Source organism: Nostoc sp. GT001, from assembly GCF_030382115.1.
Classification (GTDB): Bacteria; Cyanobacteriota; Cyanobacteriia; order Cyanobacteriales; family Nostocaceae; genus Nostoc.
The window spans coordinates 3,692,447-3,713,721 of record NZ_JAUDRJ010000003.1 but is presented as its reverse complement, the minus strand read 5'-3'; the positions used below and the strand labels follow the sequence as shown (position 1 = coordinate 3,713,721).

21 protein-coding genes and 3 pseudogenes are annotated in these 21,275 nt (G+C 40.3%); 11 read left to right on the top strand and 13 right to left on the bottom strand.

Going from position 1 to position 21,275, the window contains the following annotated elements; all coding sequences use genetic code 11:
- Positions 1-125 precede the first annotated feature (125 nt).
- Positions 126-515: pseudogene (locus tag QUD05_RS34460) on the top strand (IS4-like element ISSysp3 family transposase); the annotation flags it as partial.
- Positions 516-868: 353 nt separating this feature from the next.
- Here QUD05_RS34460 and larC read toward each other — a convergent pair.
- Entirely contained in the window at positions 869-2,155 is a 1,287-nt protein-coding gene (gene larC / locus QUD05_RS18865; protein ID WP_289800009.1) for a nickel pincer cofactor biosynthesis protein LarC, read from the bottom strand.
- 210 nt (positions 2,156-2,365) lie between these two features.
- Here larC and QUD05_RS18860 point away from each other — a divergent pair, with 210 nt between their 5' ends.
- From QUD05_RS18860 to QUD05_RS18840, 5 genes are all read left to right on the top strand, one after another.
- Positions 2,366-3,025 (top strand): L-threonylcarbamoyladenylate synthase, encoded by a 660-nt coding sequence (locus tag QUD05_RS18860; RefSeq protein ID WP_289797414.1) that lies wholly within the window; start codon positions 2,366-2,368, stop codon positions 3,023-3,025.
- A 405-nt stretch (positions 3,026-3,430) separates the two neighbouring features.
- Positions 3,431-4,651, top strand: coding sequence for a HetZ-related protein (locus QUD05_RS18855; RefSeq protein WP_289797413.1), 1,221 nt, complete (start codon positions 3,431-3,433; stop codon positions 4,649-4,651).
- A 117-nt stretch (positions 4,652-4,768) separates the two neighbouring features.
- The gene (locus QUD05_RS18850) at positions 4,769-4,894 is read left to right on the top strand and encodes an addiction module protein (RefSeq protein WP_289797412.1); all 126 of its coding nucleotides are present in this window, start codon (positions 4,769-4,771) and stop codon (positions 4,892-4,894) included.
- 285 nt (positions 4,895-5,179) lie between these two features.
- A complete protein-coding gene (locus QUD05_RS18845; RefSeq protein ID WP_289797411.1) occupies positions 5,180-6,022 on the top strand; it encodes a DNA adenine methylase in 843 nt (280 codons plus the stop codon).
- A complete protein-coding gene (locus tag QUD05_RS18840) occupies positions 6,015-7,334 on the top strand; it encodes a type II restriction enzyme (protein ID WP_289797410.1) in 1,320 nt (439 codons plus the stop codon). The genes QUD05_RS18845 and QUD05_RS18840 overlap by 8 nt, the downstream gene beginning before the upstream one ends.
- A 27-nt stretch (positions 7,335-7,361) precedes the next feature.
- Here the strand turns inward: QUD05_RS18840 and QUD05_RS18835 are convergent.
- Positions 7,362-7,520: pseudogene (locus QUD05_RS18835) on the bottom strand (DNA adenine methylase); the annotation flags it as partial.
- Positions 7,521-7,685: 165 nt separating this feature from the next.
- Here QUD05_RS18835 and QUD05_RS18830 point away from each other — a divergent pair.
- The 3 genes from QUD05_RS18830 (at position 7,686) to QUD05_RS18820 (ending at position 9,511) form a co-directional block, all read left to right on the top strand.
- The gene (locus tag QUD05_RS18830; RefSeq protein ID WP_289797409.1) at positions 7,686-7,892 is read left to right on the top strand and encodes a DUF751 family protein; all 207 of its coding nucleotides are present in this window, start codon (positions 7,686-7,688) and stop codon (positions 7,890-7,892) included.
- A 123-nt stretch (positions 7,893-8,015) separates the two neighbouring features.
- On the top strand, positions 8,016-8,435 hold the full coding sequence (gene rbfA / locus QUD05_RS18825; protein WP_099099512.1) for a 30S ribosome-binding factor RbfA: 420 nt from the start codon (positions 8,016-8,018) through the stop codon (positions 8,433-8,435).
- A gap of 839 nt (positions 8,436-9,274) precedes the next feature.
- On the top strand, positions 9,275-9,511 hold the full coding sequence (locus QUD05_RS18820) for a DUF4327 family protein (protein ID WP_094347157.1): 237 nt from the start codon (positions 9,275-9,277) through the stop codon (positions 9,509-9,511).
- A 526-nt stretch (positions 9,512-10,037) separates the two neighbouring features.
- Here QUD05_RS18820 and QUD05_RS18815 read toward each other — a convergent pair.
- Both QUD05_RS18815 and QUD05_RS18810 read right to left on the bottom strand, forming a co-directional pair.
- Positions 10,038-10,391: a hypothetical protein gene (locus QUD05_RS18815; RefSeq protein WP_289797408.1), complete on the bottom strand. Its 354-nt coding sequence runs from the start codon at positions 10,389-10,391 to the stop codon at positions 10,038-10,040.
- 222 nt (positions 10,392-10,613) lie between these two features.
- A complete protein-coding gene (locus QUD05_RS18810; RefSeq protein WP_502911436.1) occupies positions 10,614-10,850 on the bottom strand; it encodes an SDR family oxidoreductase in 237 nt (78 codons plus the stop codon).
- A 377-nt stretch (positions 10,851-11,227) separates the two neighbouring features.
- Between QUD05_RS18810 and cdf31 the strand changes: the two genes are divergently transcribed.
- Entirely contained in the window at positions 11,228-12,133 is a 906-nt protein-coding gene (gene cdf31, locus QUD05_RS18805) for a CDF family zinc efflux transporter Cdf31 (protein WP_289797406.1), read from the top strand.
- A 248-nt stretch (positions 12,134-12,381) separates the two neighbouring features.
- Here the strand turns inward: cdf31 and QUD05_RS18800 are convergent, their stop codons facing one another.
- The 9 genes and pseudogenes from QUD05_RS18800 to QUD05_RS18760 form a co-directional block, all read right to left on the bottom strand.
- Complete coding sequence (locus QUD05_RS18800; RefSeq protein WP_289797405.1) at positions 12,382-12,786, bottom strand: response regulator; 405 nt, start codon at positions 12,784-12,786, stop codon at positions 12,382-12,384.
- A 651-nt stretch (positions 12,787-13,437) separates the two neighbouring features.
- The gene (gene guaA, locus QUD05_RS18795) at positions 13,438-15,060 is read right to left on the bottom strand and encodes a glutamine-hydrolyzing GMP synthase (protein ID WP_289797404.1); all 1,623 of its coding nucleotides are present in this window, start codon (positions 15,058-15,060) and stop codon (positions 13,438-13,440) included.
- Positions 15,061-15,288: 228 nt separating this feature from the next.
- Positions 15,289-16,405: pseudogene (cbiD, locus tag QUD05_RS18790) on the bottom strand (cobalt-precorrin-5B (C(1))-methyltransferase CbiD).
- Between the two features lie 58 nt (positions 16,406-16,463).
- Positions 16,464-16,796 carry a DUF5615 family PIN-like protein gene (locus QUD05_RS18785; protein WP_289797403.1) on the bottom strand — a complete coding sequence of 111 codons (333 nt, stop codon included), beginning with the start codon at positions 16,794-16,796 and terminating at the stop codon, positions 16,464-16,466.
- A complete protein-coding gene (locus QUD05_RS18780; protein ID WP_289797402.1) occupies positions 16,793-17,017 on the bottom strand; it encodes a DUF433 domain-containing protein in 225 nt (74 codons plus the stop codon). Before QUD05_RS18780 ends, QUD05_RS18785 begins: the two co-directional genes overlap by 4 nt.
- Positions 17,018-17,148: 131 nt before the next feature.
- Positions 17,149-17,700 carry a hypothetical protein gene (locus tag QUD05_RS18775; protein ID WP_289797401.1) on the bottom strand — a complete coding sequence of 184 codons (552 nt, stop codon included), beginning with the start codon at positions 17,698-17,700 and terminating at the stop codon, positions 17,149-17,151.
- 247 nt (positions 17,701-17,947) lie between these two features.
- Positions 17,948-18,244 (bottom strand): DUF7734 family protein, encoded by a 297-nt coding sequence (locus tag QUD05_RS18770; protein ID WP_289797400.1) that lies wholly within the window; start codon positions 18,242-18,244, stop codon positions 17,948-17,950.
- A 35-nt stretch (positions 18,245-18,279) separates the two neighbouring features.
- Positions 18,280-18,876 carry a DUF3177 family protein gene (locus QUD05_RS18765; protein WP_289797399.1) on the bottom strand — a complete coding sequence of 199 codons (597 nt, stop codon included), beginning with the start codon at positions 18,874-18,876 and terminating at the stop codon, positions 18,280-18,282.
- A 481-nt stretch (positions 18,877-19,357) separates the two neighbouring features.
- The gene (locus tag QUD05_RS18760) at positions 19,358-19,603 is read right to left on the bottom strand and encodes a Calvin cycle protein CP12 (protein WP_069074399.1); all 246 of its coding nucleotides are present in this window, start codon (positions 19,601-19,603) and stop codon (positions 19,358-19,360) included.
- Positions 19,604-19,977: 374 nt separating this feature from the next.
- Between QUD05_RS18760 and QUD05_RS18755 the strand changes: the two genes are divergently transcribed.
- Positions 19,978-21,210 carry an FIST signal transduction protein gene (locus tag QUD05_RS18755; RefSeq protein ID WP_289797398.1) on the top strand — a complete coding sequence of 411 codons (1,233 nt, stop codon included), beginning with the start codon at positions 19,978-19,980 and terminating at the stop codon, positions 21,208-21,210.
- The last annotated feature ends 65 nt before the right edge of the window (positions 21,211-21,275 follow it).

Below are 21,275 nucleotides of genomic sequence, written 5' to 3'. Positions count from 1 at the left end.
GGTGCAGAGGATTTTTGAGAAGCAAAAACTATGGATAATCCAATCTTAATGCACGCTTCGACGACACCAGGAACGGCATTTGGAGACCCAAGGCTGATAAAAAGGGGGCAGCATTATACGAGGCGATTCGTAAGCACCAATCGATAAATATCCGGCAAATCAGTCGAAATTGGGCAGAACAGATGGGTTATTATCGGTTTTTGGAGAATGAAAACGTAACACTATCAGAACTAGTACGTAGCCTTTCGGATGATTGCGAGTTTCATCTGGCAAAACGACACGTATTGGCAATTAGCGATACTAGCGAGATTAACTTGCAGTCTCATGCAGGTAGGCTGTCACCGCCAGGATTAGGAGTAGTAGGCAATAACACAGATGTCGGGTTTTATATTCATCCAACATTGGTATTAGATGGTGAGAGTGGATTTCCACTGGGGTTAAGCACAGTAAAACTGTGGAGCCGAGCTATAAACCATGCAGATAAACATCAGCGTCTTGCTTTGTCCGTAGCCGTGCGAACCTTACAAATGGTTGAAGGACGCGATAATACTCAACTTTCTGCCCAGCTTACCTTTTGTCTTGAACAGCAGCAATGCTTATCTGGGATTCAATCTTCTGTTGAAGGCGATACTAAAAAACTGCAAAATCCTTATCCACGCGGTTGTTTGCCCTGGGCTAATTGGATAATTGCTCGACTTGGTGGATGGTCTGGTTATACTTCTGGTAGACCTCCTGGAATGCCTACTCTTGTTCATGGTTTAAGACAATTTGAATCTATCTTTCTTGGCTGGAAACTCGCTCTGGGTGGACTTGTGTATACACGGTAGGTCGGAGACTGGGAACGAGGACTGGGAACGAGGAATTGGGATCAGGCATTGACTAAATACCAACGTTGTAGCGCCAACCGCTGAATTTCACGCCAAGGAATATTATGTTTTCGGGCTAAGTCTGCACAATCTTCATATTCTGGCTGCACATTTGCAATAACTTTTTCTGATGATCGCCCTTTCCATGCTATTTTGACATGCACTTTGCCATATTCGGTTTCCACTTGTTGAATTTCCCGTTGTAAAATGGCGCGTTGCTGAGTTGTGCGCCGAATGCCTAAAGTTGTAGTTTCGCGGAAGATAACGGCTTCACAATTGAGTAAATTTTCTGGATGACAAATCACAGTCAGCAAAATCCCCGAACGGGACTTTTTCATACCGATCGCTTGAGTAAAAACATCCAGCGCCCCAGCCGCAAACAACGCCTCAAACGTATAGCCAATCGCTTGTGGATTCAAATCATCAATTTGGGTTTCTAGTACCGAGATGGTTTCCAAATTTGAGCTAGTATCTTCAGAATCACTGAAATTTGACTGTAAAGTTGCGCTTTCACCCAACCAGAGGCGTAAAATATTGGGAATGGGTAAATTTATGGTTCCTGCTCCCAGTCCTATCTGCTTGATAGCGATCGCAGGTGGTGAACCAAAATCTCTTGCCAAAGTAGTGGCGATCGCGGCTCCTGTTGGTGTTACTAATTCTCTGTCAATGCCATTGCTATAAACTGGACAACCCCGCATTTCCCATAGCTTTAATACCGCTGGGACTGGTACTGCCATCTGACCATGTGCAGCCCGAACAGTGCCGCCACCAGTCGGAAACGCCGAGCAGTAAAGTAGGGGCAATCCTTGCTGATTGCTCTCAATCCCCAACCAATCCAACCCCAGGCAAGTACCCACAATATCTACGATCGCATCTATAGCACCTACCTCATGAAAATGAACTTTTTCAGGTGAAATGCCATGCACCGCCCCTTCTGCCACCGCTAGCTGTCGGAATATCGCCAAACTCCAAGCTTCTGCCCGTGATGGCAACTGAGCTTTGAGAATCATCTGCTCTATTTCGGGCAAATGGCGTGTGTGATGGTGACTGTGTTCGCCATCGTGGTGATGGTGGTGATGGTGATCATCTACTAAATCTACATAGACTTTAGTTGCCTGTTGACCATTCCGTTGGACAAGTTCTGCCCTTAACTGATATTCCTGTTCAATACCCAACCCATTAAGTTTTTCAATTAAATACTCCACAGGAACACCCAAACTTACTAAAGCACCCAGGCACATATCACCAGAAATTCCTGTCGGACATTGAAGATAAGCGATTTTATTCATAGTCATTAGTTATTAGTCATTGGTCATTAGTCATTGGTCATTAGTCATTGAGCATTGGGCATGGAGAAAGGGAAAAGGGTAAGGGGAAAAGGGGAAAGATTAAATTTATTCCTTTTCCCTTTAACCTTTAACCTTTTCCCCTGCTCCCCTGCCCCCTGCCCCCTGCTCCCCTGCTCCCCCTTTCCCTCCCCAATCTCCAATCCCCGTCCTATGGCAAAAATTTTCCCAGTTCATCCGGATAATCCTCAAACTCGCCGAATAGAGGAAATAAAGTCGGCGCTCTCTAGTGGCGCAGTCATGCTTTACCCTACTGATACAGTCTATGCCATCGGTTGTGATTTGAATGCCAAGTCGGCGGTAGAACGAGTGCGGCAAATTAAACAGCTAGCAAACGATAAACCATTGACATTTTTATGTCCCTCGCTTTCAAATGTGGCAACTTATGCCTTCGTAAGTGACACAGCCTATCGGATTATGAAACGCCTGATTCCAGGGCCATACACGTTTTTGCTCCCAGCTACGAAGTTAGTACCGCGATTGGTGCAAAGCCCCAAGCGGAAAACTACTGGAATTAGAGTACCAAACCATACTGTGTGTTTGGAGTTGCTGGCAGCATTGGGCAATCCGATTATTTCAACTTCAGCACATCTGCCAGCAGATGAAGCAGATAATGGCATGATTCGGATAGATCCAGAAATTGTTCAGTCGCGGGTAGAGCTATTCGATCGTTTGGACAAGTTGGTAGACATAATTGTAGACACTGGCGAGGAACCTACTTATGAAGTATCTACCATCTTGGATATGACTGGAGACGAAGCAGCAATTATACGGAGGGGTTTAGGTTGGGAAGCAGCAGCAGCATGGGTATAAAAATTCCACTTCACAGGCGCACCTCTCCGTTTCGGAAATTGTGATAAAAATAACTCCAGTTTTAAAATTGTCATATTTAAAAGCGATGTCTAGGATGGGCTGTTCGGTGAAACAGTGGATATAAGAGGATGGTGGCAAAACTTGGCACAGTAAGGTATTTGACAACTTTAAGAAAATGGCGGGTACTCGTGTGCCAGCGTTGAGATGGTGGCTTGTGAAGAAAACCGACACATTGCCATAACTGTAACTCTTTCGTATTTCCTATAGTTTTGATATATGAGCTTTAAATGTGAGCATTATATACGGCAAGTCTTGATGGATGAATGCCTAAAGATTCACAAGCCTTGGACAGCTTTGATTGCTGTGTCTGCGTTGTAATTACGGTGCAATACTACTGGAAAAGTCATGAAAGCTAACGTCGTCAATCTACCAAACTCTACACCCATTTTTGATAACCACGTTTCAACTGAAGAATTTTCAAATAGCAGCAGCGATCGCTTGATTCAATTGCTGTCTGAGGAAATGCAAGCGCAAGTGAAAGCAACACCCAAGTGTGTAGAAGCTTTAGCAAAACGCATAGCCGTAGAAGTAGAACGCATTTGCGATAAAAGCTCCCGCATTCAAACATCTGGGGAAATCAAGTCCTGGCAGATGACGTTGGGAAGGCATCGGATGCAAAAATGCTTACGTTACTACCAACTAGGTTCCAAACAAGGGCGAGTGGAATTACATAGCAATTTGGGTGCTATGGTTTACCGTCATGTAACTATGTCCGGCTCTGAGTTGGGCTTTGATGCTCGTTACAGCCTGATTGAAGATTTTTTACAAGCATTTTATATCGAAGCGATCAAAGCTTTCCGTAGAGAAAACGAACTACCAGAGAATCACACACCGCGTACTCAGCTGCAATTAGCTGAATACATGGCTTTTACAGAGCAGTATGCCAAACGCCGGATCAATTTACCTGGTGGTGCAAATCAGCAATTGATTATCTTGCGCGCCCAAGGTTTTGCTCGTCGTCAGCCCCAAGAAACGACCGTGGATATTGAAATGGCGGTAGAGTCTGCTAAGGGTGAAGAAGCAGAATCTTACCAGCGTAACTCGGCGGTGCAGCAGCTGCGATCGCAAATGATTGCCCAAACTAATTTCGATCCATCTGAAGAATCAGAACGCGATCGCGTCATCGCTGAATTGATGAAATACCTGGAATCTCAAGGTCAATCTGATTGTATGAACTACCTCAGCTTGAAACTTCAAGACCTCTCAGCCCCAGAAATTGACCAAATTCTCGGTTTAACCAGCCGTCAGCGCGATTATCTCCAACAACGCTTTAAATACCACGTAGAAAAGTTTGCCAAACAACACCACTGGCAATTAGTACATCAATGGTTAGGCGCGGGTTTAGAGCAAAAATTGGGTTTATCTTCTCAGCAGTGGGAAATCTTTGTAAATCAACTCACAGAACAGCAACAGCAAATATTACAGTTAAAAACTGCACGGGAGAATGATCTGGCGATCGCCAAGACCATCAAATGCACCCCAAAACAGCTACAAAAGCGCTGGACTCAACTTTTAGAAATAGCATGGTCTATCCGCAACGGTCATACTGAAGCACAAACAGGTTGAAGCCAAGGCGAAATAACTAAAATTTATCCAAGCTCAATTTTAGCTATTATAAATGTTGTTATAGATATGGCGGTTTTGGGCTGTAATAATGAAGGTGAATAAAATTCAGAGAAGATCATGAACCCAGTATTCCCCGAACTCTCTAGTCTTTCGAGAGCGGAAAAACTTCAACTGGTAGAAGATTTATGGGATGAAATTGCCGCTACACCAGCAGCACTTCCAGTTTTAGATTGGCAGAAATAAGAGCTAGCCCGTTGCAAAGCCGAATATCTGCAAAACCCAGCCATTGGTAGTAGTTGGGAAGATGTAAAAGCCAGAATTTCTCAACAGTATGGCTAGAAAATTATAGTAGTTTTTATTTAATTGAATCACATACTTTGTAGGGGCACAGCAATGCTGTGCCCCTAGCGCGTGATCTATTACACCTCTAACTCAACCGTATTGAGTTATATTTAAAAACTTCTTCAAGAATATCATTTTATAGTACTCTAGTACTATAAATCTACGTACTGACTTTTAGGTTAAAATATGGTCTCAGTAAATAAACTAGTAAAACCGTTTCTGAAGTGGGCAGGAGGAAAAAGGCAAATTGTTCCATTAATAGAAAATAATCTTCCTAAAAATTATAATTACCAAACCTACTATGAACCTTTTCTTGGCGGAGGAGCGCTCTTATTTACTTTGCAACCTAAAAAGGCTGTAATTAATGATAGTAATCCTGAATTAATCAATTGTTACAAAGTTGTTAAGGACTCAGTTGATGAATTAATTGATAATTTAAAACTTCATAAAAATAATGAAGAGTACTATTATGCTATTAGAGATTGGGACAGAGAAGAGAGCTTTCGAGATAGAACACCAGTAGAACGAGCATCAAGAATTATTTTTCTGAACAAGACTTGTTACAATGGCTTATTTAGAGTCAATTCTCAAGGACAATTTAATGTACCTTTTGGTAAATATAAAAATCCAAATATTTTAGATTTAGCTGTTTTAAAAGCTGTAAGTAAATACTTTAATGATAACCAAATTAAAATATTAAATTTAGATTTTCAAGACGTTCTTAAAGATGCCAAAAGATCAGACTTTGTGTATCTTGATCCTCCTTACGATCCAGTTTCGGACACTGCTTCTTTTACTGGCTATGATGTAAATGGATTTAATAAAGATGAACAAATCAGGTTAAAAGAGACATTTGATAATTTAGACAGGAGAGGTTGTAAAGTTCTATTAAGTAATGCTTATACAAACTTTATTAGAGACTTGTATAAAGATTATACACACATAAAAATATCAGCAATTAGAGCTATCAACTCAAATGCAAAAAAAAGAGGTAAAGTAGACGAAATTTTAGTAAAAAACTATGATTAGATTATCGAATAAAAGACAAAAATCTAAAAATGATATTGCCTGGGAAAAGTTATTTAAAAAATATCATATTCTAGAAAATATATCTAAGATAGGCTTTTTTGAAATAGGATCTGTAAGTATTAATGAATTCCGAGAAAGTAGATTAATGGCAAAGTTTGACCATCATGCTAACTTACCTGAAATCTTTAAAACTAACAAACTTTCTATATTATCTATCTCTAGGAATAAATATATTATTGGCAAATTTGATTCTTATTTAAATGTTATATATGATGAAACCTTAGAAGCAATTACTGTAGAGTTTCCGAAAGGAATAGAAAGTATAGACTATACAAATTTATATTCAGAAAGTTCAGCATTAAGTTGTGCTTTTAATACAGGTATGATAAATAATTTGATTGACGGTGAAGAGACATATCACACAGTTTATGGAAGAATGTCTACGGGTACATTTAATTTTAATGTAAATCAAATATTAGATTATACCCAACATAATATTGCAGTTAATAATGCTCAATGTGAAATAGATGCAGGTTTTGAAAGTGAGCAGTACTTTCTATTATTAGAAGCTAAATTATACGATGTAGATGATTTTTTAGTTAGACAATTATATTATCCATATAGGCTTTGGTCTAGTAAGATTTCAAACAAGAAAGTAATTCCTATTTTAATGACTTATTCTAACTCAAGCAATATATTTAGCTTTTTTATCTATAAATTCGATGAAATATTAAATTACAATTCAATAAGATTGGTAGAACAAAGAAACTATGTGATAGCTCCTGAAACAATAACACATGAAGATGTATCTGAGATTTTTAAATCTATTATTATAGTTACTGAGCCAAATATTCCATTTCCACAAGCCAATAAATTTGAAAGAATCATAGATTTACTTACACTTTTACTAGATAAAGAATTAACAAAAGAGGGAATTACAGCAAATTCTCAATTTGATGAAAGACAAACTAGTTATTATACTGATGCTGCTAGATATCTTGGCTTAATGGATAAGTATGTAGACCAGAATACTAAAGAAATAACATTTCGTTTAAGCGAACAAGGAAGCCATTTACTAAAAAAAAGATACAAAATAAAAATACTTTCTTTAATTGAAAAAATTTTGCAGCATCAGGTTTTTTATAAAACTTTTGAATTTACTGTTTCAAATGGTTTTATTCCAGATATTAGTGTAATCCGTCAAATTATGCAGTCTTGTAATTTAAATATAAATATTACAACTATTCAAAGGCGATCAAGCACAGTTCGTGGATGGATAGGATGGATTGTAAATATGTTATCAGAGGAATAAAGAATCAAAATACATAACCAAACTTAAGAGATAGAAAACAACAGCACCACCACCTAAAAATGGCTCATAGTAATTTTTATAACTCTTGGGAAAATAAGGAATATATTGCTGTATCAACCGACTTTTGCCCCCTGCCCACTTCAAAAATGGACGCGGGCTAGTTTCCTTCGAGACTTGAATTACCATTTACTTACAATTTAACTGAAAATAATTATGACTAAATAAAGCCAATATAACCGACAAGCCAAATTTTAGATTAACTGGCTAATTTTCCAGCCGCATATATTACAATTGAGTAGATAAAGCATATCAAAACAAACGTAAGTATATAACAAGGCAGTTTACATTCAGATGTTTGACGGATTTTGGGATAACGTCTTTCGATACCCCCGATACTTAATTACGATCGTCTTAGGCTTGTTTCTGAACACCTTTGCGCCATTAATGCCATTGTTGAAACGCCCTATCACCTTGATCGCTATCTTGGGGTTATTTGTGAGCAGCCTAGTCTTTCTTACTTTCACCCTACGGGCAATGCTGGGCTTAAGTACAATTTAGACTAGCGTTATATCGAGGCTATGCCTTATAGACGGTTGCTTTTAGCCTTGCTCTCGCTAAGTACTGTCTACGCAATTTGCATCTATTTTTGTCGTACAACCTCTGTGATGAGGCGAAATTTTTATGGCTACAAATCGTCGGGTTTCCCGCGTTGCTGAACTGATCAAACGGGAAGTTAGCCAAATGCTACTCAACGGCATTAAGGATGACCGTGTGGGTACTGGAATGGTCAGTGTGACTGATGTTGATGTTTCCGGCGATCTCCAACACGCCAAAATCTACGTCAGCATCTATGGAACAGATGAAGCTAAGGTAGAAACAATGGCAGGCTTAAAGTCGGCCACAGGTTACGTCCGCAGCGAACTTGGGGCGCGGGTACGGCTACGTCGTACACCAGAGGTGATATTTCTCGAAGATCGCTCTATAGAACGCGGCAATAAAGTATTAGCACTACTAAACCAACTTAACCACGATCGCCCGCCAGAAAATCTGGTAGCAGTAGAAGACAGCACTGTTCAAAATGATGAAGAATTCTCCGAATAAGTAACTAAAACAACAATGTAACTTCAGAACAATTAATCTCAGCAAATCCGCCAAACAGTTTACAGACGTGACTAGATCGCGTCTGTTTTAATGTGAACATAACCCAATTCAGCAAGATACTTCTCTTTTTGTAGGCGAAACAAGGTTTAAACATTCTTCCTTGCTAGAAATCCATTCCTTTATGGGTGGAATATTCACTAATTCTGAAATTCTGACTCCTGTTTATGTGTGTCCTGATTACGAATTAGAGAATTACCCGACCCTTTTACAGATGTTTTTTAAAACAAAACTGGATGATATTAGTGCTGAAATTAACTAAGAAATTACAGGCTTACTTAAGAAATTGTTAACAGATGCTATGGTTAGAGCCTTCGTAGTATACTTTGTCCGTTATGTTTTGCAACAGTTTATACCCTAGTGACTGACAAACATTATTGTGTTGTTTACCTTAGATGAATACTCGCAGTTATAGATCCAGGTTTTAAGGTGATTATTTGATATGTAAGCGATCTCGATATAAACTCCTCCCACCAACTAAATTTTGCCTAAATACAGTAACGGCAAGACTTTCAGACTTGTGGCATCAAAGTCATACAGCTACATAAGCAGGTTAAGTTAACTACTTGGAATTTTTTTTGTAAAGCGGATTATTGAAAAATGTCAGGATTCGTTGACTTTCTTAACATTTCTTGAGATAATTTCAGGAGATGTAGCGTCAAAATAAAAATAGTTCCGTATAGCAAACTACAAAATCCTAGCCACAAGTCTAATTTCTGTAATGTTTGTTCCTAATTTTTAACGGGAACACTATCGTAAGTGTTAATTTGTGAGTAAAAAACATGAGTGTGAATACGGTGCCTTCTATCAATTACTACTCTCTAGATGTGATTCAAGACGAAGCACGCCGACTGGTGCAAAAGGGAATGGTTAGCCGACAACAGCCAATATATAGCCTCTGCCAATACATTCCAGCTAGAGAGTGGGTTTGCGTTGAATGTGAATTAGAGAAATGTGACTTTTTGTTGCGCGATCGCATTGGCGACCTAATTGGTCGCGAACAGTGGGACAACGACTAATCAATGTTTGATTTGGAGTTTGGGATTGGGAGTTTGTTTTTGATGTGTGGATGTCACCATCAAAGATTCAACGCTCAATCTGGGGGATAATCTCTAGTTTTGAATGAGCATAGCCCTATACAGAATCTTGCGTTTTTGATTAATACAGAAGCATTTGAGTCTGAACTTATACAACTTTTCTAGTTAAAGAAGGCATCAAAACCATTTGTTCTGTACATATGGTGTCACGGCTTGAGTTTAGTATGTAAATTCTGCGAAGTTCCTACATCGATCCGATAGAAGTGTAGGAACTTCACATTTGACCCGCAATTTATTGCATCCCTTACTTCAGGGAAGCCATTGTCTGCTTGCTGTTAAAAGCCAAAATCAGCCTTGAAAAGTTTGCTAAGTACAGGCATAACCGTCACCAGTTACGACAATACAGAGAACCTCCGCAAGCAACTGGCTCAACTTTCGCAAAATCCAAAATTTTTATAGTATTTTTTCTAAAAAAATCTTGCAAAGCCCAGAAAAATCGGATGAACTACTATCCTACTTGCTCTAAATATTGATTAATGTCTTCAATGATGCGAGTAAGTTCAGCTTCAGTAGTCAAGCGAATGTTGACATTGCGGACAGTCAGCAAAACTTTGGCTGCGAAGGGCGTTGGCCAGATATTAGGATTACAAAAAACTTCTAAAAATACTTCACCCGTATAACGATATTCCAGGGGAGGCTGGGGAGTGACTCTACCACCGCCAGGAGTGGGTTTAGCAGCGATCGCTTTTAGGCGTTCCATCAGTTGATCCGTTGCTGCCTTTAATTCTCGTGCTGCTTGGGGTGAAAAACTGAAGGAGACTGAACCTTCAATTAAGTTCAATGTTAGAGGAATTGAAGACATATTTTTTTTATTAAAACTTCTTGATAAGTACTTATATTACCGGAAGAAGGGGTCTGAATCCCACTCTGATAGTTCCCGGTGTCTTCTTCAAAGACCATTAGTACAGCTTGGCGTAATTCGTTACTCTGTCAAGATAAGTATCTTGTCCTGGGTAAATAAGTTTGTAGTAAGCACTTCAGTGCTTACTACGTAGCAAGTTGTCATCAATTTGCAATCACAGTATCATCGGGTCGTTCTGTTACCGCCGAATGAGGCTGCGAAGCCGCCATCAATTTTCAGACTCGCACCAGTGACAAAACCGGCTTCCGCGCTGGCGAGATAGGAAACCATATCGGCGACTTCTTCACTCCAACCATAGCGCTGGATGGCAATCATACTTCTCATGGTATCGGCAAAGGAACCCTCGGCTGGGTTCATGTCGATATCCACCGGGCCGGGTTGGATATTATTTACTGTAATGCCACGAGGTTATCAGGCAGTAAATAACACTTATTAAGCCATCGGTTATTTAGAGTAAATACAGACCACTGATGGTCGTCATAATATCTTTGAATACAATTCGATATGACCTCAGTTGATGTATTAATAACAAAGTTAATTAAAATATTCCTGAAATTAATGCTAAATATACGCGGTTATTTATAAAGCCATTACTAATGCCTATCCAACTTGTAGCTGTTGTTAGTTAAAAATAATCTCAACAAATTGATCTAAAACATAGAGACTATAGAGATACTTAGTTCTTACTGTGTAAGACTTTGATACACTTCATTTGTGTTTATTTCTATTTTGAGGTCTACATTAGAAGTCATAGAACTTGATGTGATAAATTATCTATGACTTACGATAACCGCGCCGAAGTAAGAAAGGTTTTAATTATTACCCTATTACTGAACCTGTTTGTAATGGGATTGAAAGCACTTGTGGGCTACTGGACAGGTTCGTTGAGTTTATTAGCTGATGCCTTGCATAGTGTGACAGATAGCGCCAACAACGTTTTAGGATTAATTGCAAGTAAATTTTCTTCTCCACAACCCGATCGCGAGCATCCCTACGGACACAGCAAGTTTGAAGCAATAGGCGCTCTAGGAATTGCCTCGTTTTTAGGAATAGCCTGTTTTGAAATTCTGCAAGGAGCAATCGAACGAATTCTCAAAGGTGGTGGTGAACCGATAAAAATATCGCCACCGGAATTGTGGTTATTACTAATTGTGCTGGGTGTGAATATTTTTGTGGCGTTTTATGAACGTGCTGTGGGTAGGCGGGTAGGTAGCTCAATTCTCATCGCTGATGCGACACATACCATGAGCGATATTTGGGTGACAATCTCTGTAATTGGTGGCTTGATAGGAGTTTGGCTAGGTTATCAATGGATGGATTTGGTGTTAGCTTTTCCTGTCGCCTTATTGGTATTTTGGAGTGGCTGGTCAGTTTTAAAAGAGAATTTGCCTTGGCTTGTAGATCGAATGGCGATCGCACCAGAAGCAATACACGCCATCGCTACTTCTGTTCCAGGTGTAATTAACTGTCATGCGATCGCTTCTCGTGGTGTTCTTGGTCGTCAAGTATTTATTGAAATGCATTTAATAGTGGATGCATCAGACGTAGAAACCGCCCATCACATCACTGAAGAAGTAGAAAGCCGATTAGAAGAACGATTTCGTCCAGTGAGAATTTTAATTCACGTCGAGCCACCAGCGTATAAATCTGAGCAAATTAGCTTTGAAGCTGGAGCAAATTAGTCTCAGTAATTCTAAATCACGCCCTATACTATGCTGGTTCCCCTTAAAAAGGCTTGCTTTAATTCCCTCATTAAAAAGGAGAGTTAGGGGGGATCAAGCCTGAACCTAAGTATATTGTGTTATTACCAACATTTTTTTCCAAGCCAATACCTTACTAAAAGTGATGTTTTATAACCTTAATTTATTCGTTTAGAAAATATGATAAAGAACATAACAAATAACGACTGACAAATAACTGCATCTTTGTATTAACTCTTATAAGAAGCAACCAATTCTGCGACGATCGCAACTAGTTCTCCGGGATCGACTGGTTTAGGTACATGAGTCTGAAAACCCGCTTCCAAAGCACGGCTACGATACTCGCTATCACCATAAGCAGTTAAAGCGATCGCGGGAAGTTTTCCATAAAGATCGGGCTTCAGTGCCCGGATCTTGCGGATCAGGGTGTAGCCATCTTCATCAGGCATAGCAATATCACAAATCATGACATCTGGTTGCAACTCAGGTAATACTTTCAATGCTACCGCTGCCGATGCAACTGCCATAATGGTGGCTCCATCAGCTTCCAACACAGTAGTAATGTAAAAGCGGCTATCATCATCATCATCAACTACGAGGATGTTTAAGCCAGCAAGGGGAAGAGCAGGTTCCATAACATCTCCATTAATGTTGAACGAATGAAATGCATTTCCAATGAGCTGCTTATTTTTTATCTTTATCACCATACCATTGGTAATTTTACTGCGATCGCGCCGATTTTCCTAGAAAATAACTCAATTTGTCTTGTCACCATCCAATTGATGCTTAATTATTCACTGGCATTTATAATTATCGACTGGATAAAATTATGTTAGTGTTGAAATTCCTTTACATTAAAAAATTAACTTCAACTATTCGTTAAAGTTAAAAAATAATTTTACTAGCTACTGACTGCTTTATTACTAACAGGTTTGGACTTTGATAGAGCTTGAAAAAAGTCAAAAAAATAGACAATGCCGAGTCTTAAAACGAGTCAGGTCGGCATTGTCATTTTTCAATCAATACAGTTCAGGTAAGCACAAAACCCAGATGTAGAGAGCGATTTATCGCGTTTTAAAAGACCAATTATCTACACCAATAACCCTTAACTCAAGTTTATTGAAACGGAGCCGAAGAAGCTCCAGATCCAGTCAGGAATTAGGAGTCAGAAGTAATATACTTGACTATTAACTTGCAAACTGCTGTATGCGAATCTAAACTTCTGGAATTAATCTGAAGCATAGCAAAAAGTAATGAGCTTTTAGTTAAGTCAACTCAAAACTTGATTACTCCCATTCAATGGTTCCAGGTGGCTTAGAGGTGATGTCATAAACTACCCGATTCACCCCTTTTACCTCATTCACAATTCGAGTCGAAATCACTTCCAGGACATCATAAGGCACTCTCGCCCAATCAGCGGTCATGCCATCTTCACTGGTAACAATCCGCAAAACAATGGGGTAAGCGTAAGTACGTTGATCTCCCATAACGCCAACACTACGAATTGGCAGCAATACAGCAAATGCTTGCCAGAAATCATGATACATACCGCGTTGGTTAATTTCTTGCCGCACAATCAAATCAGCATCGCGCAAAATATTTAACCGCTCAGATGTAACTTCCCCCAGAATGCGAATTGCTAAACCAGGCCCAGGAAAAGGTTGCCGTTGAACTATTTCTTCTGGTAAACCAATGGAACGTCCAAGTTTGCGGACTTCATCTTTAAATAGTTTCCGCAGTGGTTCAACCAATTTAAATCTTAAGTCTTTGGGCAAACCGCCAACATTGTGATGACTCTTAATTTTCACCGCTACCCGCTCACCACTTTGGGGATCTACATTGGTGTCAGCAGATTCGATCACATCTGGATAAAGAGTTCCTTGAGCTAGATAGTCAAAGTGACCGAGGCGCTTGGATGTTTCCTCAAATACACTGATAAATTCGTGTCCGATGCGGCGGCGTTTTTCTTCAGGATCGGTGATTCCAGCAACTTTAGCCAAAAAGCGATCGCGGGCGTTAACATATTCAACAGGAATGTGAAACTGCTCTTGAAACAGCTTTACCAATCGCTCTGGCTCATATTTTCGCATAAAGCCTTGATCGATAAACACGCAAGTCAGTTGCTCGCCAATTGCTTTATACAGTAAGAAAGCCAGGGTAGAAGAATCCACTCCCCCAGACAGCGCCAACAGCACCCGCTTTTCACCAACTCTGGCGCGAATTTCTCGAATTGCTTCTTCAACAAAAGCCGCTGTTGTCCAAGTGGGTTCGCAATCGCAGATATGGTAGACAAAATTACGGATTAATGCTATACCACCAACAGAATGCACCACCTCTGGATGGAACTGAACGCCGTAAAGTTTCTTTTCGTGGTCAGCAATAGCAGCACAGGGAGTATTTTCTGTATGTGCTAGCAATTCAAACCCCGATGGCATTTGAGTTACTGAGTCTCCATGACTCATCCACATGGTAGTGCCATCTTCAACATTAGTAAGCAAATCTGTGGGATCGTCAATATATAATGAGGCTTTGCCGTATTCACCTCGATCGGCCTTTGCCACTTCCCCACCAAGTTGGTTTACCATCAACTGCATCCCATAGCAAACACCCAAAATGGGTATTCCCAAATTCCAGATTTCTGGGTCACAATGGGGAGCGTTATCACTATAAACTGAACTTGGGCCACCTGAGAGGATGATTCCCTTGGGATTGAGTTGGCGCAAATGTTCAGAAGTAGTGCGATAGGATAAAACTTCGGAGTATACTTGAGTTTCGCGGATGCGACGGGCAATCAGCTCAGAATATTGAGAGCCAAAATCCAGAATTACAATTAATTGGCGATCAAGTCTCCCAAAATTTTCCAATGTTTGGGGCGCTTGTTCTGTTGGTAGAGTCACCGCTGTATTCATGACGGAAGTGTTATATCTGTTAAGGATAAATAGATGCTTTGTGGTCTATGGTGATGCTATTATCCAGCCTGGATAGGCTGATAATGGTATAGAAAGCCTTGACAAACGCTAGTTTAGGTGCATTTGTCAAACCCCGGAGTTGGAGATGGTATTAAAACGATAAATCTACCCTAGAGTGGTTACTTAAAGGATTATTTTTTTGGATTGTTTACGATTATTCATAATAAATTAACATAATTTTCCCATCAACAGACCAGCAGTTTTACTCTTCACGATAATTTTGCGATCGCGATCGAAGAGAATAGAGCCACAGACTGTTACTTTTGTGCCACCTTCGCTATGGCTTTGGATGTATTCTTGAGAACGAACATCGATAGTTTCAGCGATCGCACTGTAAACTTTATTCACCCAATCACTACCAGTTGCAGCATCTAGGGATTTTAGGTGTGTTAGTGCTGCTTCAGCAGTTGCACTGTTAAACACAGCTTGGATATCTGGTGATTTTAAACCTGCGATCGCACAGTGGGCTGCTAAAATTTCTCGCCGTCCATCAGCTAAGTAGTGATGGGTGTGAAAAATCCCCCCAGCCAGTTTCATCAGCTTCCCGTGATAGCCAAATAATAAGATTTCTTTTACACCCAGCACATCACCTTCTACTAACATTGGGCCGAGCCAGTTAGCAGTTTTGACCAATTGATCGGGATTAATCCCTAGTTTACGCGCCAAATCTAGGCCATTTTCACCGATACAAAATACTAAACTCTCAAAACGACTGGCTTTATTTTGTAATTCCGCCCGAAAAACGGCAAGCTGATCTGGTGTACTCAAAGGTTGAGAAATGCCGGTTGTGCCTAAAAGGGAAAGTCCTTCAACTACACCAAAGGCAGAATTGGAAGTCCTAACAGCAAGCGATCGCCCTTCAGGTAGAATAATCGTCACCGTGATTTTTTCCATCAGGTGCTAATATCCGTTGCAAATTCTCTTGCAACAGCCTTTGAGCGTAAGCATAAATAGCCGGCTTGTCATCAGCATTTAATTGCCTACCAATCCCTTCTCCACCTTTAATAATTACTGCATCATCACCCTGTTCGCGCCATTCCACCAATGCCCAAATCGGTGTATCTTTAGTCAAATCGAGATTATCACCAGGATCGCTGCGGGTAATTGCTAAAGCTGTATTCTCAGATAGTCCGGCTACCTGTTCAATGGGGATTTCGGCGATTTGAGCGGGTTCAATTAAATCTACTGATGCTAAAGTTAGAGGTTTGCGATCGTGTAACCAGTGTAAAGCTGCAACAGCAGCAGCGCACGCAAAAACGGGAAGTGTGTATCCAGAACGGGACATTTTTTAAATTTAAAAATCAAAATAATTTTTCAAAACTGTTTTATGCGGTATTTTAAACCTACGCTAATACCAAAATACTTTCCACTTCGCTACTTACAAACTGGCGGATTATACCAAAGTTATCACGCAAGATTTGGACAATTTTATAAGTTGGGCTGTTGCCAATACGGAGATAGATAAATTTGGGTGGATGACCATAGAGAAGACTGCGCTGATGAAAATCAGAATCTTTGGAAGCAATTACAAAATCGTTTACTTTAGCGTAATCCCAGATAATCACATCATCGGTGTTGATTAATCCTAAAGTTTTAACGTGTACTGAATCAGGATACAAATCTACAATCTGTGAAATAATCCGATCAGACAAATTTTCGTCTAGAAGCAGTTTCACAAGGATACCACAAATAACTTATTCTCACGATCAGCAGCAAAAGCTAAACAGGCTTTAATGTCTTCGGAAGTTAATTCAGAAAAATCCTCTAAGATTTCTGCTTCAGTCATTCCACTAGCAAGATACTCCAAAATATCATAAACAGTGATTCGCATTCCCCGGATACAGGGTTTACCACTGCGTTTTCCAGGTTCAATCGTAATAATGTCGTGGTAATTCATAAATTAGTCAAGATATTTGTTTAATCAATGCCACCAGGAGATAATAGTAGAATGACAAAATTGCTAAAGTTTAACGGCGGCAGATAACCTTTCACCACCGAGATATTGCGCACGCCCATTGCAGCGCCTTATTAGCTCTTCTGAATTGCATCTCTTAACGGCTCCAAGGTCTTGAGTATGACGCGAGCGATTGCGAGCAGCTGCCTTAGAGAGGATGCGTAGCCACCGACAGCAATATGACAATCTACCTCGTGCAATACATGCTCCTTTTCCTTCTTCGGTGAGCCTGCGTGAACTGCGCCTACAACGTTTGCCTCGAATAGTACGACCTCCCTGATTGAGTACTCATGTTGGTTAACTATCGTTACAACGGTTTTGAAGAACTTATCACGGCTAACCGTTTGGCGTTTTGTGAAAGGGGGTGATGTATTGGGGTCTAGGCCATCTTGAATGCTCCAAAGCATTGGTGGTGGAATGCTCGGAGGCAAGACCATCAAAGCCGTGATCTCGAAGTTCAGCTTAAGCTTGTGGGTAGCGTTGACCCGATCTACGAGCGGATGGTCGTCGAGGAATAGTTTCCTGATAAGACCAGCGATAAGCAGTATCTCGTATGGGTCTTGAACAGATAACCTCTGTTCGATATCTGCCAAAGTGCGAAGAAAGAGAGTTTCGATGCTTATCATGGGTTTTACGGGCTAACTATCGATTATACGGAAACTTTCCATATCACTACCCTAAGAGCTAATTTGTAAACTCAAGTAAAGTACTTGTCTAGTAAGGGTTTTAGGCATTTAAGTTAATAAAGCTCTTATTCGCTCAAACTCTGACCTAGTAATGAGTTGAGCTCCCAGTGCGTCACTGAACAGCCCGTCGTAGACATCGCCTCATCAACAATCTCAAAGTCAGCCTTTCCGCAAAATTACGAATTACTTAGACTCCCACTTCTAATAATAGAGCTTCCATAGCTTCCCAAGAAATTCCTTGTTGAATATAACGGGGTGCTTCAGGATTGTAAGGACTGGCTACTCGGTCAATATTGAGGATGTTTGCACCATCTGGTAAAACTGGTACATCTGCATCAAATGCCGTTGGACGCATCAAAGAACTAGAAAAGCCTTTGAAAACAGCAATTGTATCTTGCTCATCAGCAATTTCCACCGTTACAATTAGGACTTCTTTGGTGCGTTTAGCGGTGTATTGTTCCAGTCGCTTACCAATGGAATTCATTTTTTTAAGTAGGGATTAAGGTGGCGCAACGATGGTTACTGTGGTGTGGCTGAACGTCCCTGTTTGCCTAGCTTAATCAAAACAAAATAGCTCAAGTAAACCACATAAATGACTAAACTAGTTATACCAAGAAAACCTAAGAACTCAGCCTTGCTGTTAGCATGAAAATATTCTTTGAATAGTAACGGAGCCTCGAACCAGACACGACAATAGGGAGTCTTGAGCATATTGCCAGAAAAAGCACAACCCAAAAAAGGTATAAATGCTAGTGCGCCCAAAAAACAATAAACAGTTGTCGCCCAGCGCCAAGAGGTAAAAATCAATTTTAAAGAACCACTGGTTTGATACTCAATTTCATCGTTGATATCTACCCAGAACCACAACGAAATCGGGATCAAAATCTGAGCTATCAACCCAGAGATAAAGCTAACTGGATACTGGGCAATCATTAAGTAAATCGTGATTGCCACCAAGCTTGATACTCGCCAGTATATAGCCAATAAGCGTTGTATGCCTTCTGCTTTTTGTACAAATGCCCAAATCAGAAGAATTAGCGGAATAATTACTAGGAATAATACTGCCAGTCGGTAATCAATCCAGACGAAAGGTCGAAACCAAATATCATAGTCCATATTTTTTCTCAAACAATAGATAAAAAAGAAGTCAGGAGTCCAAACAATAAATCAAGTGTGATTTTATACCATTATTTGATTGTAGACTGCTAAATAAGGCAGGGGTATTAAACCCTTTTATTCAGGAGTCAGTCGAACTCCCATTCATCCTGAATTCTTCTTGATAATAGTTTATTGAACCTCGTATGACTAGAAGTCACGAGTATTACAAAAAATTTATAGGGGCGTACATCTGTACGCCCCTAGTGCCAATTAATTGGTTGTTTAATTTATGAAAATCGCAACTTATGCCTTTGGAAGAAGTCTATTGATTGAAATAAGGAATTTATTTTTTGTTTTCACGAGTAAAATTGTTAGCTCTAAATAAACGCTTGGAAGTGAAGGACATTGGTGAGTTCCTGCGTCCTCCACTCTAGGCGTCTTCTTTAGTCAATGCTGGTTTTTGCTGACCAAACAACAGAAAATCCAGTTGCCTCAATTTCTAGTCGTCATAAACCCGGCATTCAATTGCATCTGGGTTGTCATCACAATACTGTTCTAGAGAATTTTTTGGCTTGCTTTGGCGTTTGTGGGAAGCTTCGGCTTGCAATTCTTCTACTGCATCCCAAGCAGCAGCACACTCTGGTGAGTTGCTACCGTTAATATCACAGACAGTACGCGCTTGTTCCACTTCTTCTTGGATTTTCTCTTGGATGTCGCCTTTTGCTGTTTCTTGGATGTTGGTCATTAGCTTTAGTCTCGTTGTGTGTTGTTAATACTAGTATAGAAAATGTTCAGAAATGGCAGTTTTTCGCTTGATTACTAACCATTCTAACCATTTAGTCGATCATAAGTTAGTGTTTTAGTCTATTGATTTATAACCTATACAGCAAGATACCGTATCTATAATACATTTACCTTTATTTTTTAAGATTTTGTGGAATTAGTACCATAGATAAATAATCATACAATATATTTAGATGCCTATATTAGGGAATGACAACCCCAACTTCTTGGGATGGAGGAGACAAAGGGCTGGCATCAATTCTTGTAAGATGCAATTCTTCCCAAAATAAAAAGTCAAAATCTACTAGCCTAAAAAGAGAAAGAAGCTCAAAACTCATGGCAGACCAAATGCAGTGGGCAAATGCCCTATCAACCCGTCATTCTCTGGAAGCCGCTGTTACAGATGTGGTGGAACGAGCTGTTTCATCGTTAACAGCACCTGCGGATTTAGGACTGGTATTCATTTCGTCTGCTTTTACGAGTGAGTATTCCCGACTATTACCCTTGTTAGCTGAAAAACTTTCTGTGCCTGTGCTAATTGGCTGTAGTGGTGGTGGTGTAATTGGGACGACAGTTAGCGGAGAAACGCAAGAACTGGAGTCTGAACCAGCTATTAGCTTGACTTTAGCACACCTTCCAGGAGTGAAAATTCAAGTTTTTCATATTGTTGCTGAAGAATTACCTGACTTAGATAGTTCACCAGATGCTTGGCTTGATTTGATCGGTGTCCCACCATCACCGACACCGCAGTTCATCTTGCTGTCTAGTTCTTTCGCCTCTGGAATCAACGATTTGTTGCAGGGGCTGGATTTTGCTTATCCAGGATCGGCGATCGTGGGGGGACAGGCTAGTGGTGGAGGTATGGGTGGTCGTGTTGCCCTTTTTTGTAACGATACTAACGGTGAGGAACAGCAAAACTTATATCGCGAGGGCACTGTTGGTATAGCTTTGACTGGCAATATTGTTTTGGAAACGATTGTCGCCCAAGGATGCCGACCAATTGGCAAGCCATTGCAAGTTACAAAAGCCGATCGCAACATCATTTTAGAGTTAGATGAGAAAGTACCTTTAGTGGTATTGCGAGATTTGATTGCTAGTCTCAGCGAAGAAGAACGGATTTTAGCACAGCATTCTCTGTTTGTTGGTGTGGCAATGGATGAGTTTAAGCTGGCTTTGCAGCAAGGAGACTTTTTAATTCGTGGTATTCTTGGGGTCGATCCAAATGCTGGGGCGATCGCAATTGGCGATCGCGTCCGTCCAGGACAAAGGCTGCAATTCCACCTCCGCGATGCCCAAGCCTCTGCTGAAGACCTAGAATTACTCCTCCAAAGTTATCAACACCAACGAGAATCTGAACCCTCTGCTGTAGCTGCTTTAATGTTCTCCTGTCTGGGACGAGGTGAAGGACTTTATGGTAAACCCAACTTTGATTCTGAACTATTTCAGCGCTACCTTAAAGATATTCCTGTAGGTGGCTTTTTCTGTGGCGGTGAAATCGGCCCTGTTGGTGGCAGAACCTTCTTACACGCCTACACTTCAGCATTTGGAATTTGTCGCCAAAATCAGTAATGAGTAATGAGTATTGAGTAATGAGTATTGAATCACCTTCTAACTCCTAACTCCTAACTCCTAAG